This is a genomic window from Bacteroidales bacterium (assembly GCA_035353855.1).
GTDB lineage: Bacteria > Bacteroidota > Bacteroidia > Bacteroidales > CG2-30-32-10 > DAOQAK01.
On the sequence record DAOQAK010000044.1, the window covers coordinates 1 to 15,994 of the forward strand.

At 32.5% G+C, this 15,994-nt stretch carries 12 protein-coding genes; 6 read left to right on the plus strand and 6 right to left on the minus strand.

Features of this window, described 5'->3' with window-relative positions:
• Nucleotides 1-500 precede the first annotated feature (500 nt).
• Entirely contained in the window at nt 501-1,514 is a 1,014-nt protein-coding gene (locus PKK00_11330; GenBank protein ID HNW98990.1) for a hypothetical protein, read from the plus strand.
• A gap of 56 nt (nt 1,515-1,570) precedes the next feature.
• Nucleotides 1,571-2,614, plus strand: a complete 1,044-nt coding sequence (locus PKK00_11335; GenBank protein ID HNW98991.1) for a linear amide C-N hydrolase — start codon at nt 1,571-1,573, stop codon at nt 2,612-2,614.
• 72 nt (nt 2,615-2,686) lie between these two features.
• On the opposite strand, the gene PKK00_11340 is transcribed toward PKK00_11335, so the two are convergent.
• On the minus strand, nt 2,687-5,278 hold the full coding sequence (locus PKK00_11340; GenBank protein HNW98992.1) for an ATP-dependent Clp protease ATP-binding subunit: 2,592 nt from the start codon (nt 5,276-5,278) through the stop codon (nt 2,687-2,689).
• A 215-nt stretch (nt 5,279-5,493) separates the two neighbouring features.
• On the opposite strand from PKK00_11340, the gene gyrA reads away from it, so the two are divergent.
• The 3 genes from gyrA (at nt 5,494) to PKK00_11355 (ending at nt 11,872) form a co-directional block, all read left to right on the plus strand.
• Nucleotides 5,494-8,046: a DNA gyrase subunit A gene (gene gyrA / locus PKK00_11345; GenBank protein HNW98993.1), complete on the plus strand. Its 2,553-nt coding sequence runs from the start codon at nt 5,494-5,496 to the stop codon at nt 8,044-8,046.
• A gap of 80 nt (nt 8,047-8,126) precedes the next feature.
• On the plus strand, nt 8,127-9,524 hold the full coding sequence (locus PKK00_11350; GenBank protein HNW98994.1) for a hypothetical protein: 1,398 nt from the start codon (nt 8,127-8,129) through the stop codon (nt 9,522-9,524).
• Between the two features lie 332 nt (nt 9,525-9,856).
• Nucleotides 9,857-11,872: a gliding motility-associated C-terminal domain-containing protein gene (locus PKK00_11355; GenBank protein HNW98995.1), complete on the plus strand. Its 2,016-nt coding sequence runs from the start codon at nt 9,857-9,859 to the stop codon at nt 11,870-11,872.
• A gap of 14 nt (nt 11,873-11,886) precedes the next feature.
• On the opposite strand, the gene PKK00_11360 is transcribed toward PKK00_11355, so the two are convergent.
• On the minus strand, nt 11,887-12,141 hold the full coding sequence (locus PKK00_11360) for a Smr/MutS family protein (protein HNW98996.1): 255 nt from the start codon (nt 12,139-12,141) through the stop codon (nt 11,887-11,889).
• Between the two features lie 6 nt (nt 12,142-12,147).
• Entirely contained in the window at nt 12,148-12,438 is a 291-nt protein-coding gene (locus PKK00_11365; protein ID HNW98997.1) for a hypothetical protein, read from the minus strand.
• Nucleotides 12,439-12,667: 229 nt separating this feature from the next.
• Here PKK00_11365 and PKK00_11370 point away from each other — a divergent pair, with 229 nt between their 5' ends.
• Complete coding sequence (locus PKK00_11370) at nt 12,668-13,831, plus strand: hypothetical protein (protein ID HNW98998.1); 1,164 nt, start codon at nt 12,668-12,670, stop codon at nt 13,829-13,831.
• A 5-nt stretch (nt 13,832-13,836) separates the two neighbouring features.
• Here PKK00_11370 and PKK00_11375 read toward each other — a convergent pair whose 3' ends face one another.
• The 3 genes from PKK00_11375 to PKK00_11385 are packed head-to-tail and all read right to left on the minus strand — an operon-like array spanning nt 13,837 to nt 15,759.
• Nucleotides 13,837-14,427, minus strand: a complete 591-nt coding sequence (locus PKK00_11375) for a YqaE/Pmp3 family membrane protein (GenBank protein ID HNW98999.1) — start codon at nt 14,425-14,427, stop codon at nt 13,837-13,839.
• 11 nt (nt 14,428-14,438) lie between these two features.
• Nucleotides 14,439-15,263, minus strand: a complete 825-nt coding sequence (locus PKK00_11380; protein HNW99000.1) for an OmpA family protein — start codon at nt 15,261-15,263, stop codon at nt 14,439-14,441.
• A gap of 1 nt (nt 15,264) precedes the next feature.
• Nucleotides 15,265-15,759, minus strand: a complete 495-nt coding sequence (locus PKK00_11385) for a thioredoxin family protein (protein ID HNW99001.1) — start codon at nt 15,757-15,759, stop codon at nt 15,265-15,267.
• Nucleotides 15,760-15,994: the final 235 nt, after the last annotated feature.

A 15,994-nucleotide genomic window follows, 5' to 3' on the forward strand; every position in this document is an offset into this window, starting at 1 on the left:
TTTAACCATTGGGTTGTTAATTATTTTTTCTATTTTTGTTCAGCATTAGTATAACCGCTGGTTAACTCAAGGCTGGACATCTCACGAGTCCTGTCCTCCGGACAGTTCCTCGGTCGACGTCCCGCCAGCAAAAGCCGCGCATCGTTCTACCTCCCAAAATAGATTAGACTCGTTTTGGCAAAGTTTAAATATGCAAACGCAAACAGCCGAAGTATAAAAATGGTATGAAAAAATGTTAAAATAAAAAAAATCCTTTTTAATATATTAAAACAAATTTATATTTGCTACGGTTTTGAAAAGTATAATAAATTTTATTATTGAGTTGCATTTGCTATTATAATGTTCACACAACATTTGCAGGCTAAGCAATGCGCATACTAATCATATAATTCAATAGGTATACTTTTTTAAATTAATCTTTAACTTGAATCACTGAAATTAATATAACTTTTAGTGATGATGGTAAGTATTTGCATTGAAAAAACAATTATAAAAGCAATATGAAAAAATTATTATTTTATTTTGTATTCATTTTAATCAGCACTAACATATTTGCACAGGACTTAAAGAGTATTGATTCTTCATTAAAGCATATTGACGAAAATCTGGGTAAGCTAAAAGAACAACTTATTAAAGAAGACCCCAAGCCTTATGCCGGACAATCAATATTTGAAGACAGGAAAGGGAATACTGCTATATTTCTACCCAGTGGTGGCACATTCAGGCTTAACACTGCCGATGCCAGTCTGAAATTTTTCTTCACAAACAGGATAAGCACTAATAAACTTTTTTATGGTTTTGATATAAGCGGAAAAACTTATGATGGCATTGTTTCATTATTTGCCAACGGACATGTTTCGCCGGGAACAAAAGTGAATGCAATTTTTGGCGTACAGGATTTATTTTCGAAATCAAAAAAATATAATGGTTGGATTGCGTTAAAAGTAGGGTATGAAGGCGCTTTATTTAAAATTTATAATCCCATGTTGAATTTTACCGACCAGGTTACAAAAACCACTTTCAACTCTTTACCGGTATCGATTGCTTTTAACCTAAGAGCAGGGCAAAATAAACTGTTTGGAATATCTGTAGGTTATCAGAAAATAAACAATTACGAATTCCTTGATGAAATTGAATTAACCGATTCCAAAACTGTTTTCGATTCACTATCGAATACCACGCGGACATATGTATATAAGGTAAAAGCACGAAGTGGTAATTACTATACTGCCGATCAGGTAGCAATTAACTACGATTTTTTGTGGATGCCTAACGGACTTTCGCGACTGGGTATTTACAATTATTGGAGAACAAAGTTTGTTAATGGTAAAATGACAAATGGGTTTGGCAGTGGATTGTATTTGCTTAAGAAAGATAACCCGTTATCGTCAATAGCAGGATTGGTGGTTGAAGTAACCGATGTAACAAAACTTAAAGAAGGATATGGAAAAAACTTTACCATAAGTTTTGTTGTACCTTATAATTTTGGTTTTGCAAAAAAAGATTTGAATTAAATAAAAACCAGTAATTAACAATATTTATAAACCAAAAAGAGTAAAAAATTAAAATTATGAAAAGACAAATTAAATTAGTTTTATTGGTACTTGCATTTTTTATGTTGCAGGTGTATCAATCAACAGCATGTACAAGAGTTGTGTATCGCGGACCAAATGGAATGATTATTACTGCCCGTTCGATGGACTGGAAAACCGAAACAAAAAGTAATATGTGGCTTTTCCCAAGAGGATTGCAGCGCGACGGTGTTACAGGTCCTAATACAGTAAAATGGGTTTCAAAATACGGAAGTGTTATTACATCTTTTGGTGATAATGGTTCAACTGATGGAATGAACGAAAAAGGATTAGTTGCTAATCTTTTGTGGTTGGCCGAATCGGTTTATCCGAAAATTGATTTAAGCAAACCTGGGATATCAATAGGTACATGGGTACAATATGTTTTAGATAACTTTGCAACAGTTAATGAAGCTGTAAATTTTTTATCAAAAGAAACCTTTGCTGTTTATTCAGATAAAATGCCTGGATCTGATTTAAATGCTACACTTCATATGGCAATTTCTGACACATTGGGAGATAATGCAATTTTTGAATATGTTAAAGGGAAACTGGTAATTCATCACGATACAGCTTACCAGGTTATGACCAATTCTCCGATATTCGAAAAACAATTAGCGTTAAATGAATACTGGAAAGAAATAGGAGGGACTACCATGTTGCCTGGCGCTAACAGGGCTGCTGATAGGTTTGTTAGAGCTTCATTTTATATAAATGCTATTCCTAAAACTGATAATACACGTATTGCTGTTGCAAGTGTATTCAGTGTTATAAGGAATTGCTCAGTGCCTTATGGAATTTCAACGCCATCACTACCAAATATTTCAAGTACAAGGTGGAGAACGGTTGCGGATCAGAAAAATAAAGTTTATTATTTTGAAAGCGCATTAACGCCAAATATTTTCTGGGTTAATCTTAAAGATGTTGATTTTTCTGAAAAAGCAAAAACGAAAAAACTTACTATTGCTAATGATGAAATTTATGCTGGTAATGCTGTTAAAGAATTTAAAGAAGCCGAACCATTTAAATTCATTGGGATTTAATTATACCAATGCAACTGTAAATGTTGCTAACAAAAGAGGCTGCCTTAAATTTAAGCAGCCTCTTTTGTTTTATTAGTTGTCTGTTCCCGCTTCAGTCTCAGTTTTTTTTACTTTCTGAATTTTCTTAGCTTTAATTATTTTAATTGAAAGTTCTTCTTTCTTCGAATCAAATCCTATGGAAATAGTTTCTCCATCAGCAATTTTTGTTTTAATTATTTCTTCAGCAAGTGGATCTTCAATATATTTCTGGATAGCACGTTTTAACGGACGAGCTCCAAATTGTTCATCCCATCCTTTTTCAAGAATAAAATCTTTTGCTTCAACGCTTACTTCAATTTCAAAGCCCATTTCCTGAATTCTCTTATAAAGTCCTGAAAGTTCAATGTCAATGATTTTGTGGATATCTTCACGTTTTAATGAATCAAACATTACAACATCATCGATACGGTTAAGGAATTCGGGAGCAAATGCTTTTTTTAATGCATTTTCTATTACACCGTGAGCATGGTCGGCTGCACGCATTTGTTTAGCAGAAGTTGAGAATCCTACACCTTGACCGAAATCTTTTAACTGACGTGAACCGATATTGGATGTCATGATGATAATTGTATTTTTAAAATCAACACGACGACCTAAGCTATCTGTAAGAATCCCATCATCGAGCACTTGTAATAACAAATGGAAAACATCAGGATGGGCTTTTTCTACTTCATCAAGAAGTACAACAGAATAAGGTTTCCTGCGAACTTTTTCAGTAAGCTGTCCGCCTTCTTCATAACCAACGTATCCCGGAGGAGCTCCTATAAGTCTTGATACTGCAAATTTTTCCATGTATTCACTCATGTCAATACGAATAAGTGCATCATCAGTATCAAACAAATATCTCGAAAGAACTTTAGCCAGGTGTGTTTTTCCAACTCCGGTAGGCCCAAGGAAAATAAATGTTCCTATTGGTTTGTTTGGATCTTTCAATCCTGCACGGTTTCTGCGTATACAACGCACCACTTTTTTTATTGCTTCATCTTGTCCAATTACTTTACTTTCAAGATCGCTTTCCATATTCAATAAGCGTTCACCTTCATTTTTAGCAATACGCTGAACGGGAACGCCTGTCATCATAGCAACAACTTCAGCAACATTTTCTTCACTAACAATTTCTCTGTTTATTTTTGCTTCTTCTTCCCAGCGTTTTTTCTCTTTTTCAAGTTCATCCTGGTGCTTGCGTTCCATATCCCTGAAACGTGCTGCTTCTTCAAACTTCTGGCTTTTTATAGCATTGGTTTTTCCTTCTCGAACTTCTTCGATTTTATTTTCAAGATTTAATATCTCGATAGGAACATGAATATTTGAGATATGAACACGAGAACCTGCTTCATCCATAGCATCAATTGCTTTATCAGGTAAACAACGATCGCTTATATAACGCTGAGTTAAAGTAACACATGCTTTGATGGCTTCATCAGAATAAATTACCAAATGGTGGTCTTCATATTTCGATTTAATATTATTTAGAATATCCACTGTTTCTTCAGGTGAAGTAGGGTCAACAAGAATTTTCTGGAATCTTCTTTCTAATGCTCCGTCTTTTTCAATATATTGACGGTATTCATCAAGAGTGGTTGCTCCAATGCACTGAATCTCGCCACGTGCAAGAGCCGGTTTGAACATATTTGAAGCATCGAGCGAACCGGAAGCGCCACCGGCTCCAACAATAGTATGAATTTCATCAATGAATAATATTACATCCTGGTTTTTTTCCAGTTCGTTTAAAACGGCTTTCATTCTTTCTTCAAATTGTCCGCGGTATTTTGTTCCGGCAACAAGTGAAGCGATATCAAGCGTAACTATTCTTTTGTTGAATAAAGCACGGGAAACTCTGCGCTGAACAATACGTAGTGCTAATCCTTCAGCTATTGCTGATTTACCAACACCCGGTTCTCCAATAAGAATAGGATTATTCTTTTTCCTGCGGCTTAATATCTGTGCTATACGTTCCAGTTCTTTTTCACGACCCACAACAGGATCGAGACGATTCTCTTCCGCAAGGCGTGTTAGATCTCGTCCAAAATTATCAAGAACAGGTGTTTTTGATTTTGATTCTCCCTGCTTTTTATTGAACGATCCGCCAAAACCTCCGCCTTTATCTTCCATATCGTCATCATCGGGGTTATTGCCATGAGAATAGTCATCTTTCATAGCAGAGGGTTTATTATCCTGAGCAGGGTTTTGTGATATTATCGACTGAAGCTCCGATTTCACGGCATCATAGTCTACACCTAGATTATTCAAATTTTTTGTTGCAATATTATCATCATCTTTTAAAATAGAGAGAAGCAGGTGTTCTGTCCCGATAAGGTCGCTTTTAAAAAGCTTTGCTTCAAGATATGTAATTTTTAAAATACGTTCAGCTTGTTTTACAAGAGGTATGTTTTCTATATTCCTGTTTTTACTATTTGTATTTTTCACAGATTGTTCAATACCTCTGCGTAATTCATTAGTATCAACGCCAAGATAATTCAGTATTTTTACTGCCATTCCTTCACCTTCGCGAATAATTCCTAATAATAGATGTTCAACGCCAATATAATCGTTTTGTAATCTCAACGCTTCTTCTCTGCTGAATGAAATAACATCTTTTACTCTTTTTGAAAATTTTGCTTCCATAGTATCCTCATTTCTCCTTATAAACATGGGCATATTAACTTCAAATGTACTTACATTATTGTTACTACAACTTCTAACGAAAGAATATTTTTTCAACATTATAATGTTAGTATTAAAAATAACAACTAAAACTTGTCGGTTTTCTAAAAAATATTACCTTCGTGGAATATTTAAAAACCTAACAAAAATCGTGCATAGAGAATAATTAAGATAAAATGGCAGAAGGAGAAAAAATAGTACAGATTAACATTGAAGACCAAATGAAGTCGGCTTACATCGATTATTCGATGTCAGTCATTGTGTCACGTGCATTACCTGATGTAAGAGATGGTTTTAAGCCTGTTCACCGCAGGGTGCTTTTCGGAATGCTTGAACTTGGCAATTTGTCTAACAGACCTTATAAAAAGTCAGCCAGAATAGTAGGAGAAGTATTGGGTAAATACCATCCTCATGGCGATACTTCGGTATATGATGCGATGGTGCGAATGGCCCAGGAATGGTCATTGCGTTATCCGCTTGTAGATGGACAGGGAAACTTTGGATCCATTGATGGCGACAGTCCGGCTGCAATGCGTTACACTGAAGCAAGACTTAAGAAAATAGCAGAAGAAATGTTAGCTGACCTTGACAAGGAAACGGTTGATTTTACTCTAAATTTTGATGATACTCTGGAGGAACCTACCGTATTACCATCAAGGATTCCAAATCTTCTTATTAACGGTACTTCTGGAATTGCAGTAGGAATGGCAACGAATATGCCTCCTCATAACCTGGGTGAAGTAATTGATGGTACAATTGCATATATAGATAACCGCGATATCACAATTACTGAGCTGATGAAATTTATTAAAGCTCCTGATTTTCCTACAGGTGGCGTTATATATGGGTATGATGGCGTTATTGAAGCTTTTGAAACAGGTAGAGGGCGAATAGTTGTAAGAGGTGAAGCAAATATTGAAACACTTTCATCGGGAAGAGAACGCATTGTTGTAACTTCAATTCCTTACCAGGTAAATAAAGCCGAGATGATTAAAAAAACGGCTGACCTTATTAATGATAAAAAAATTGAAGGCATAGCAGATATAAGGGATGAATCTGATCGCAGTGGAATGCGCATTGTATACGACCTTAAGAAAGATGCCGTTTCCAATGTAGTTTTAAATAATCTTTATCAAAGTACCTCGCTTCAAAGCGCATTCAGCGTTAACAATGTTGCACTTGTTAAAGGTCGTCCGCAAACTTTAAATCTTAAACAGCTTATCCATTATTTTGTTGAACATCGTCATGATGTTGTAATCAGAAGAACAAAATATGAATTAAGAGAAGCAGAAAAAAGAGCTCATATACTGGAAGGCTTACTAATAGCACTCGATCATCTTGATGAAGTTATTGCTTTAATTCGTGCATCAAAAACTCCGGATGAGGCGAAAACAGGCCTTATGGAAAAATTCAACCTTTCGGAAATTCAATCAAAAGCCATTTTGGCAATGCGTCTGCAACAACTTACCGGACTTGAACGAGAAAAGCTTCAGCAGGAATATAATGATTTGATGGAGCTGATCAAGCGTCTGAAGTTGATCCTGGAAGATGATAATATGTGTATGCAGATAATAAAAGAGGAACTCATTGAAATAAAAGAAAAATATAACGATAAACCTCGTACAGAAATTATTCATGCTGCTTCCGATTTCAGAATAGAAGATACCATTGCTGATGACAGCGTGGTAATCACTATTTCGCATATGGGTTATATCAAGCGCACCATGCTTACCGAATACCGTGTGCAAAGCAGGGGAGGTAAAGGTTCCAAAGGAAGCGATATCCGTGATGAAGATTATATTGAACATGTATTTGTTGCAACAATGCATGAATATATGCTTTTCTTTACAGAAAAAGGGAAATGTTTCTGGCTCCGGGTATATGAAGTTCCTGAAGGAACCAAAGCATCCAAAGGAAGAGCGATTCAGAATGTAATAAATATTCCGCCTGATGACAAAGTAAAAGCATTTATCAATGTTAAAAGTCTTGATAAAGAAGAATACATCAATAATAATTTTATTATACTTTGTACTAAGAAAGGTACAATAAAGAAAACTTCACTTGAAGCATATTCTCGTCCAAGGTCAAGTGGAATAAATGCGATTAATATTAAGGAAGACGATCAGTTGCTCGAAGCAAAACTCACTAATGGTACCAATGAAGTATTGTTGGCTAATCTTTCAGGACGAGCAATACGATTTAATGAATCGAAAGTTCGCCCGATGGGAAGAAATGCTACCGGTGTAAGGGGAATTACACTTGCAGGAAAAGATGATGAAGTTATTGGAATGGTTTGTATCGAAAAGGATATTTATGATATTCTTGTTGTTTCTGAAAATGGTTATGGAAAACGTTCCAAACTTGAAGATTACAGAATAACAAACAGAGGCGGTAAAGGAGTAAAAACTCTAAATATCACAAATAAAACCGGAAAGCTGATTGCTTTAAAAGAAGTATTGGACACTGATCATTTAATGATAATCAACAAATCTGGTATTACGATACGTATGGAAGTGAAATCGCTTCGAGTTATGGGGCGTGCAACACAAGGAGTTCGTTTAATTAAAATGAATGATGACGACTCTATTGCTTCTGTAACACCAATTGAAGAGGAAAAACTGAATGGAAATGGAAATCCTGACAATGATTCAGAAATTTCAGATATTGACGATAATATGGAAAATGTTAATGTTGTTTCTGAAGACAACATGAATGAGAAAGATGAATAATTTTACGGAATAATCTTTGTATATTATATAAACCTTAAAAATTAATTAATTCTTTAATAAAATTTAAAACTCACATCACAATGAAAAGAACATTTTTAATTCTTGCGTTAATTGCTGCCGTTACGTATATACAGGCTCAATGTAAGACTAAGGTAGTAAGCGCATACAGTTGCACAAACAATGGACAGCTTGATAAAGCCAAAAAATTTATTGATGAAGCTATATCTGATGCTTGTACTGATACAAAAAATTGGGCAAAAACATGGTATTATAGAGGAAATTTATATTTAAAAATTCATCAATCTGATGATGTAAAATATAAAAACCTTGATTCGAATGCCTTAAACATAGCTTATGATTCTTATCAAAAAGCTATAGAATTAGATACAAAAAAAGAATTTGAAAATGAAATCATGTTTAATTTAGTTGTATGCGGCCAGGAATTTTATGATAAAGCTGTTGAATTTTATAATGAAAAAAAATACGTAGATGCAATGAATAGTTTTGATAAAACGGCATCTATTTATACAACATTTTCTATGTCAGATTCATTACCAACATTTAACGCTGCCGTTTGTGCTGATTATGCCGGATTGCAAGATAAAGCTATTGAATATTATAAAAGACTTATTAAAATAAATTATCTGAAAGCCGAAGTATATTCTAATTTAATTAACATATATAGGGATAAATATTTAAATGACAACCCTTACAAGAAAATTGATATTGGTACTGATACAGTAAAAGTTATTGAACTATTAGGAAAGCCATCAAAAATTTCAAAGGAAACAATTAATAAAACAAAATATGATAAATGGCTATACGAAAAGAATAAATTTTATATGTTAATGGAGTATGGAAAAGTATCTTACTATAATACGGATTCAATTATAACTGATTTAAGTTCGTTCAATGAAGGAAAGAAAATAGTTGATAAAGGCGAGTTATTATTTCCCGATAATACAAGTATTATTATTGCTGAAGCAAATTTATATTTAACTGCCAATAAATTTAATGAAGCAAAAACCGCTCTTGATAAATTAAGAGAAAAAGATCCAACAAATCCAACAGTTTATTATGCAATAGGTAATGCATATTACGATCAGTATAACAATGAATCAAATACAATAGAAACAAGAGAAAAAGCTTTTACCGAATCTGAAAGCGCATATAAGAAATCAATAGAATTAAAATCAGATTATTTTGATGCTATATATATGTTAGGTGCTATTTATTTTAATGAAGGAATCCGTTTAGAAAAAGAATCGGAAAATTATTTTTCTGATATGACAAAATTTAAACAATACAAAGAAAAGGTTGATAATTTATATAAACTTGCTACAGAAAAACTAGAAAGGGCATCAGAGCTTAGTCCTGAAGATTATAATACTCTAATTTCATTAAAAAAGCTGTATGCAAAACTTAGTATGAATGATAAGCTTAAAGCTGTTGATGAAAAATTAAAATTATTACATTAATAATTTATTTAGGGGAGATATAAAAATCTCCCTTATTAAATAAATTTATTATTTAACATAATATTTATTATAAGACATTTATATTTATTCAATTCGTTGAATTCTATACATATAATTAGTGGCTTTAAATATATGAAGATTCAATTTCATAAAGACATTTTACTTAAAATACATTTATAAAATTTAAAACTAATACAATTTTATTTTCATTCCCTATTTTTATTTAAAGCGATTTTATTTTCGGTTAATTATAATTTTATTTTTTGATTATTAAAAGATGCTTTATATTTACACTCTATTTTGTTTTTGCACAAACACACATCAACACAAAAATGAAATTCATTAAGTGCATTTTCATACAATTCTCATTTATAGTACTTATAAGTGATTGTATTCATGCTCAGATACAACTTTCTTTTACTTCGCAAATAAATACAATTTGCAATGGTGATCCTTGTAATTATAGCGGACCTTCTATTTTAATTAATGAAGTTATGTTAACACCATCAAGTCATGATGGTTCTATATATGGAACAGGTCCTGGTCAGGATTCAACAACCCAAGGTTGGGGCGAATGGATTGAATTATACAATCCAGATGTTTGCAAACCTGTTGATATTTCATGTTATTATCTTGGTAATAATGCTTATGATAATATGACGTCCGATTATGGAGGAGGTTTTAGGATTCCTGCAAATACAATTGTTCCTCCTGGAGGTTTTGTCGTAATCAGAGGAATTCATGCTGATAATATTCCACCGAATTTACTTGTTCAAAATGGCGGTAAAACTATTGAAATTATTGTTGATAATACAAATGGGAATGTTTGTCTTGGTGGAGGCTATCGATTATGGTTTCCGAATGCAGGTGGATGGTTTGCTTTTTACAATAATTTTGGTGTTCCACAAGATGCAATATCATGGGCAAGTCAAACAAACTCATGTATGTCGTGTACACCTTGCATTCCTTCGTATTCAGGGTGTAACAATGCTACTTCGTTATCATCTTATAATAATATTCCTACAGATAGAATAACTTATATCACATCTGATAATCCATCAGATTATGAGGGGGAATCATGGAGAAGGATTCCGGATGGAGCTGCATGGAGTAGTTCTGCATCAAACCCAACTATAGGGAATTGTAATGCTGCATGCAACCCAATTCCCGTTTCTTCTTGCAATGGACAAGCTACAGTTAATGTTACAGGCGGAACGCCACCTTATACTTATTTATGGGACGATCCTGTAGCAACAGATTCTTCAACAGCTACTAAACTATGCGAAGGTCATTATTGTGTTACTGTTAAAGATGCAAATAACAATACAGTCGTAGGTTGTATTGATATAATTAATTTCAAACCAGATGCTACTTTTGATATTTTACCTGCAACATGCATTAATTCAAATCCAGTGAATTTATCACAATATGTTTCTCCTGATGATGGTATATTTTCAGGTACAGGAATTTCGGGTACGAGTTTTAATCCTGTTAATGCCGGTGAGGGAACACATGAGGTAACTTATATATATTCAGATTTATATACATGCACTGATACTGTATCGCAATCAATAACAGTTTATGCAAATCCTACAGCTTCGTTAAATATTATTAATGATATTTTATGTTATGAAGATAAAACAGGTGCATTATCAGTTACTTCATTAAGTGGTTTTCCTCCATACCGGTATTTATGGAATAATGGCGAAATATCAAATACCATAAGTAATCTTGCAGCCGGTGAATATAGCGTAACCATTACTGATAGTTTGGGATGTGAAAATTCATATTCCATTACCCTATCCGAACCAATTGCGTTAACACCTTCGGCAGAAGTGATTTCAAATGCTTCAGAAGAAATGACTAACGATGGCATAGCCAGTGCTTCTGCAACTGGTGGTACTTCACCATATTCATATCAATGGGATTCAGGTCAAAATACATCTTACATTAATCATTTAGCTATTGGAACATATGTAGTTACCGTTACAGACAAAAATGGTTGTAATGATACGACTTCTGTTAATATAAAGATAAAAGAATTTTCCACTTTATATATTCCAAATGCTTTTACGCCCGATGGTGATGGTATTAATGATGTATTTACGCCCCAGGGAACCAATATTGAAGCTGATTCGTTCGGAATGTATATTTTTAACCGATGGGGAAACCTGGTTTTTCATACCACAAAATGGATGGAGACTTCTGCTGAACCTTGGAATGGAACATTCAATAATGCCGGCTCAATTGAAGATGTTATACCGGGTACTTATGTATATTTAATTGAAGTAAAGAAGCTGGATGAACGCTTCCAGCAATATGTTGGGGAAATTATTGTTATAAAATAATATGATAGGATTACTTAAAATTTAAAGTAAACATATATCTTTCCAAAATTCTTACTATCCTTTTCAATACGATGATATAATTTTTTTATTTCCGGTTTATCAAGAAAACGCAAAACTTTTTTCTTTAATTGTCCGCTTCCTTTTCCCGGAATAATTTCAATAGTTCGGATTTTGCATTCAATGGCTTCATTAATAATATCATTAAGGGCTTTGTCAATCAAATACCCTTTATTATAGATTTCATGAAGATCAAGTGTCAGATGGCTCATAGTTTATTATTCTTCCGCTAATTCGAAAGTATTCCTTTTTTCCCTGGTTTTATCATTATAATCAAAAAATAATTTCATACGATTATAAAAACCTTCTTTCATACAACCGAATAACCGTTTATAAAATACATTGGGTTTATTTATTAATAAATTATCTTTTTCATGATTATCATTATTTAATTCCAAATTAATGACCGATTCTGAATTTGAAATGTTACGGTTATATTTTTCCATATCTTTAATTGTATTCTTTTTAAAAATATCAGGTTTCTGTGATTTTGGACTATAAATTATCATTTGTTTTATACTTAAATTACTTAATAATATAATATTGATAAATCGTTAATTTCAAAAACAAAAATATTTAAACAACACTTTGTAATCAAGTAAATTAAGTTAAATATTATATTTAATATTTTGATTAAGCTGTTTAATTTTATAATTACTTAATTAAATCATAAGCTTAATTTAATGCTTAAATATTTGCTTAATCAAAATTAAGATATTAATTTTACAGCAATTATATATGAGCAATTTTTCATTTACCGGAAATCATATTATTAAAGCCATTAAGCTTTCGTCATCCCTATTGCCAGGAATTGAAAAAATTGTATCCATTTATTTTTGTTCCGAAACTTTACAATTAAAAGCCAAATCATGCAAAAATGTTATTGATTCCGAAAAAATAATTGAAGATATTTCAATTGATGAGCATGATCCAGCATTTGATAAAATTAGGAAATCTGTTTCTTATTTTGATTGGTTCAGTAAAGATGATATTCCATTTGAAGAACAAAGTAAAAAGAAACAATCACAAATGGATGTTTTTCAAGAATTGGAAAAAGTTATTCTTGCATTAGGCTTTTATAATGAAGAAGACAAAAAGAATGATATCCTATTATTTTATTTTAATAAGGACCTAAGTAATTTCGGTGTTTCCGACAGCGATAAATCCCTCACTTCCGATCATAAAAAAATCATTGGTGTTCTGCTTTATAATGCTTATAAAACATTCATTGAATTTACTAAAACAAACACTACAGCATTATCAGCATATAATGAGAACACCAAAACGCTGATTAAAAAATTATCACAAACTAAAGAAGAACTGGAAAAATCAAAAATAAATTACGGTCAAAGTCTGGCTGATTTGTGTAATTTATATATTAAAGAGTTGAGTGAAAATCATCATAATTTAAATTTCATATTAACTGATGATGCACTATTGAAAATCAAAACTTATAAAGGAAATATAACCGATTTAAAAGGCATAATTCATAAAGCGATAGACTATGTGAGTACATTGTATTTTGATAGTGATTCATCCGATATTTATATTACCGAGGATTACCTGAATTTTGATATTCATGTTCCCTGTAAAATATCAAAACCACAGGAAGTTCAACTGTATGACAAATATTCAAAAACCATACTTTTACTCGACAAGTTGGAAACGGCAGCACATGATGTGATGGCTAAAAATATGGACATCACCAGCGCCAATGTTGGTAATGCCTGCAATATACCTATTACTGCTCCTGCAATTTCTGATGCTATGAAAAAACACAGGAATAAAATAATTCACCTGCTGAATAAACATCCTGAACGTTGGCAATTGCTCAGAAAAGAATTCAGACCTGTCAGAAATATTCTTTCATCAAGGTCTGAAATTATAGAAAAAAGTGCTTAATATTATTAAATTACATCAAAAGAAATTAATAAAGCATAGATAACTCCCGGAACCCAGAACAACAATGTTAAGATTAAATCTAACCAAAATTCATTTCCTATTCCTCTAGCTAAATAAACAGCTAATGGAGGTAAAATAATTGATAAAATAACAAGCACAATAATATTTACGCCCCCACCTGACACAGATGTAGTATTTGGTTTATCAACCAGGCGTCTTAAAACATATTTCGAAAAGCCTTTAATTTTAATGTCATGTTTTTGAACCTGTTCGTTATTTCCTTTTGCTGAAGATTTAAAATTATTTGAAGCGAATAAATTTTCTTTAACTGGTTCTTTTTCCTTGCGATTTATTTCTGTTTTAATTTCTTTTGAAACAGGCTGTGTTTCATTTACAGCAATCGTTTGTTTTTCTGTTAATACATTCTTATTAATACTAGGTTGTGTTTCGGTTTTAACAGAATTAATTACAACCTGTGTATTTCCTTTATGGAATTTGGTATATTTTCTTGCATTAAAATCGCCATCTTTTGTGATTCCGCAGGATGCTAGTAAAATACCTGCCATTGCTGATAATAAGAATAATTTGTTTTTCATTGTTATGTGTTTTAGTTATTGATATCTAAAAGTTTTATTAAATCAGAAATTTTGGGAGACAAAATAATTTCTGTTCTTCTGTTTTTTGCTTTTCCTTCTTTTGTTGAATTATCAGCCACAGGAACGTTATCTGCTCGACCGGAAGGAATGATTTGTTTCGAATCAACTTTGTAATCTTCGGTTAAAATACGCACTATGGCCGTTGCACGCAGTACGCTCAAATCCCAATTGTCTTTTATCACTTCACCGTTTAAAGGTACATTATCAGTATGACCTTCAATTACGATATCCACATCTTTTTGTTTGGCAAGCACCTCTCCTACTTTAGCCAACGCCTCCTTCCCTTTCTTATCAACCACAGCACTTCCTGATTTGAATAATAATTTTTCGGATAAGGATACATAAACTTTACCATCTTTCATTTCTACTGTAAGTTCATCTTTTGTAAAACCTAACAATGCAGTTTTAATTTTATCGAGCAAGTCTTTGCTTGCTTTCTTCTGTTTGTCAATCAAAGCCTGGAGTTCCGCAATTTTTTTATTGCTTTCTTCAAGTAATTTAATTTTTGCTTTTAGTTCGGTATTAAGTTTTTCCTGTTCAGTAGCGCTGGTTTCAGTAAGTTCTTTTTGTTTTTTCTCAAGCTCTTTATATTTATTCAAAAGGCTGTCGAATTTAGTATTCATGATAGTCAGCTTGTTGGTCAGTTCCGTGTTTTGGTCATCGACCTTAAGCTTCTGTGACTGCAAGTCTTCATATTTCTTTTTACCAACGATACACGATGAAAATATAGAAGTAAAAAGAAAAGCAACAAATAAAATTCTAATAATCCTTATCATACTATTTTTCATAATTTTCAGGGTTAAGCGCAGAAGGTGTCCAACATTTTAAAAAAGTCAATACTTTTGATTTATCATAATTATCGCCAAGTTCCAGAAAACCTGAATCCTGAAAATGTAGTCGGTTTCCTTTGTTGTCAAGAACAACTAATACAGGAAATCCAAAACGCTGTGGGAATCCAAGTGATTTTAATACTTCAAGGTTTTTATTTTCTTTACTGTAATTGACATGAAGTACAACATAATTTTTTTGAAGTACCGAATCAACACTCGAATTGTTCTTGCAAAAATTATTGAACTTTATACACCACGGGCACCAGTTGCCACCAATCTGAAGGAGCACATGTTTTCCAGCAGAATCAGCTGATGCAACAGCTTTGGCAATATCCGATTTTGCATCGGCATTAGGATTATAAATTTTATTTGTAGCTTCCTGTGCATGTGCAGTTGCTGCAAGGATACATAAAATTAAAAACAGTTGGAATATCTTTTTCATCTTAGCAATTTATTATTCAAAATTATAAAAAACTAATTAATAATTTTTATAAAACAATTAATAATTTTTTTATAATAAAATGCTATTCAAAATTAAAAGCTGCTGTTTGCAGTTCTTTTCAATACCAATACATTTCTGGTCGCCGCGTCAACTGCAAAAGCTCCCATCTGTATAACTCGTTCTAATTATCTTTGCATTCACAAACATAATAAGAACAAGTATAAATCAAATATTA

Excerpts from the sequence above, each read along its gene's own strand:
- PKK00_11385 (HNW99001.1), bottom strand. The coding sequence starts at position 15,759 with ATGAAAAAGATATTCCAACTGTTTTTAATTTTATGTATCCTTGCAGCA.
- PKK00_11355 (HNW98995.1), top strand. The coding sequence starts at position 9,857 with ATGAAATTCATTAAGTGCATTTTCATACAATTCTCATTTATAGTACTT.
- PKK00_11330 (HNW98990.1), top strand. The coding sequence starts at position 501 with ATGAAAAAATTATTATTTTATTTTGTATTCATTTTAATCAGCACTAAC.
- PKK00_11375 (HNW98999.1), bottom strand. The coding sequence starts at position 14,427 with ATGAAAAACAAATTATTCTTATTATCAGCAATGGCAGGTATTTTACTA.
- PKK00_11380 (HNW99000.1), bottom strand. The coding sequence starts at position 15,263 with ATGATAAGGATTATTAGAATTTTATTTGTTGCTTTTCTTTTTACTTCT.
- PKK00_11335 (HNW98991.1), top strand. The coding sequence starts at position 1,571 with ATGAAAAGACAAATTAAATTAGTTTTATTGGTACTTGCATTTTTTATG.
- PKK00_11340 (HNW98992.1), bottom strand. The coding sequence starts at position 5,278 with ATGGAAGCAAAATTTTCAAAAAGAGTAAAAGATGTTATTTCATTCAGC.
- PKK00_11350 (HNW98994.1), top strand. The coding sequence starts at position 8,127 with ATGAAAAGAACATTTTTAATTCTTGCGTTAATTGCTGCCGTTACGTAT.
- gyrA (HNW98993.1), top strand. The coding sequence starts at position 5,494 with ATGGCAGAAGGAGAAAAAATAGTACAGATTAACATTGAAGACCAAATG.
- PKK00_11370 (HNW98998.1), top strand. The coding sequence starts at position 12,668 with ATGAGCAATTTTTCATTTACCGGAAATCATATTATTAAAGCCATTAAG.
- PKK00_11365 (HNW98997.1), bottom strand. The coding sequence starts at position 12,438 with ATGATAATTTATAGTCCAAAATCACAGAAACCTGATATTTTTAAAAAG.
- PKK00_11360 (HNW98996.1), bottom strand. The coding sequence starts at position 12,141 with ATGAGCCATCTGACACTTGATCTTCATGAAATCTATAATAAAGGGTAT.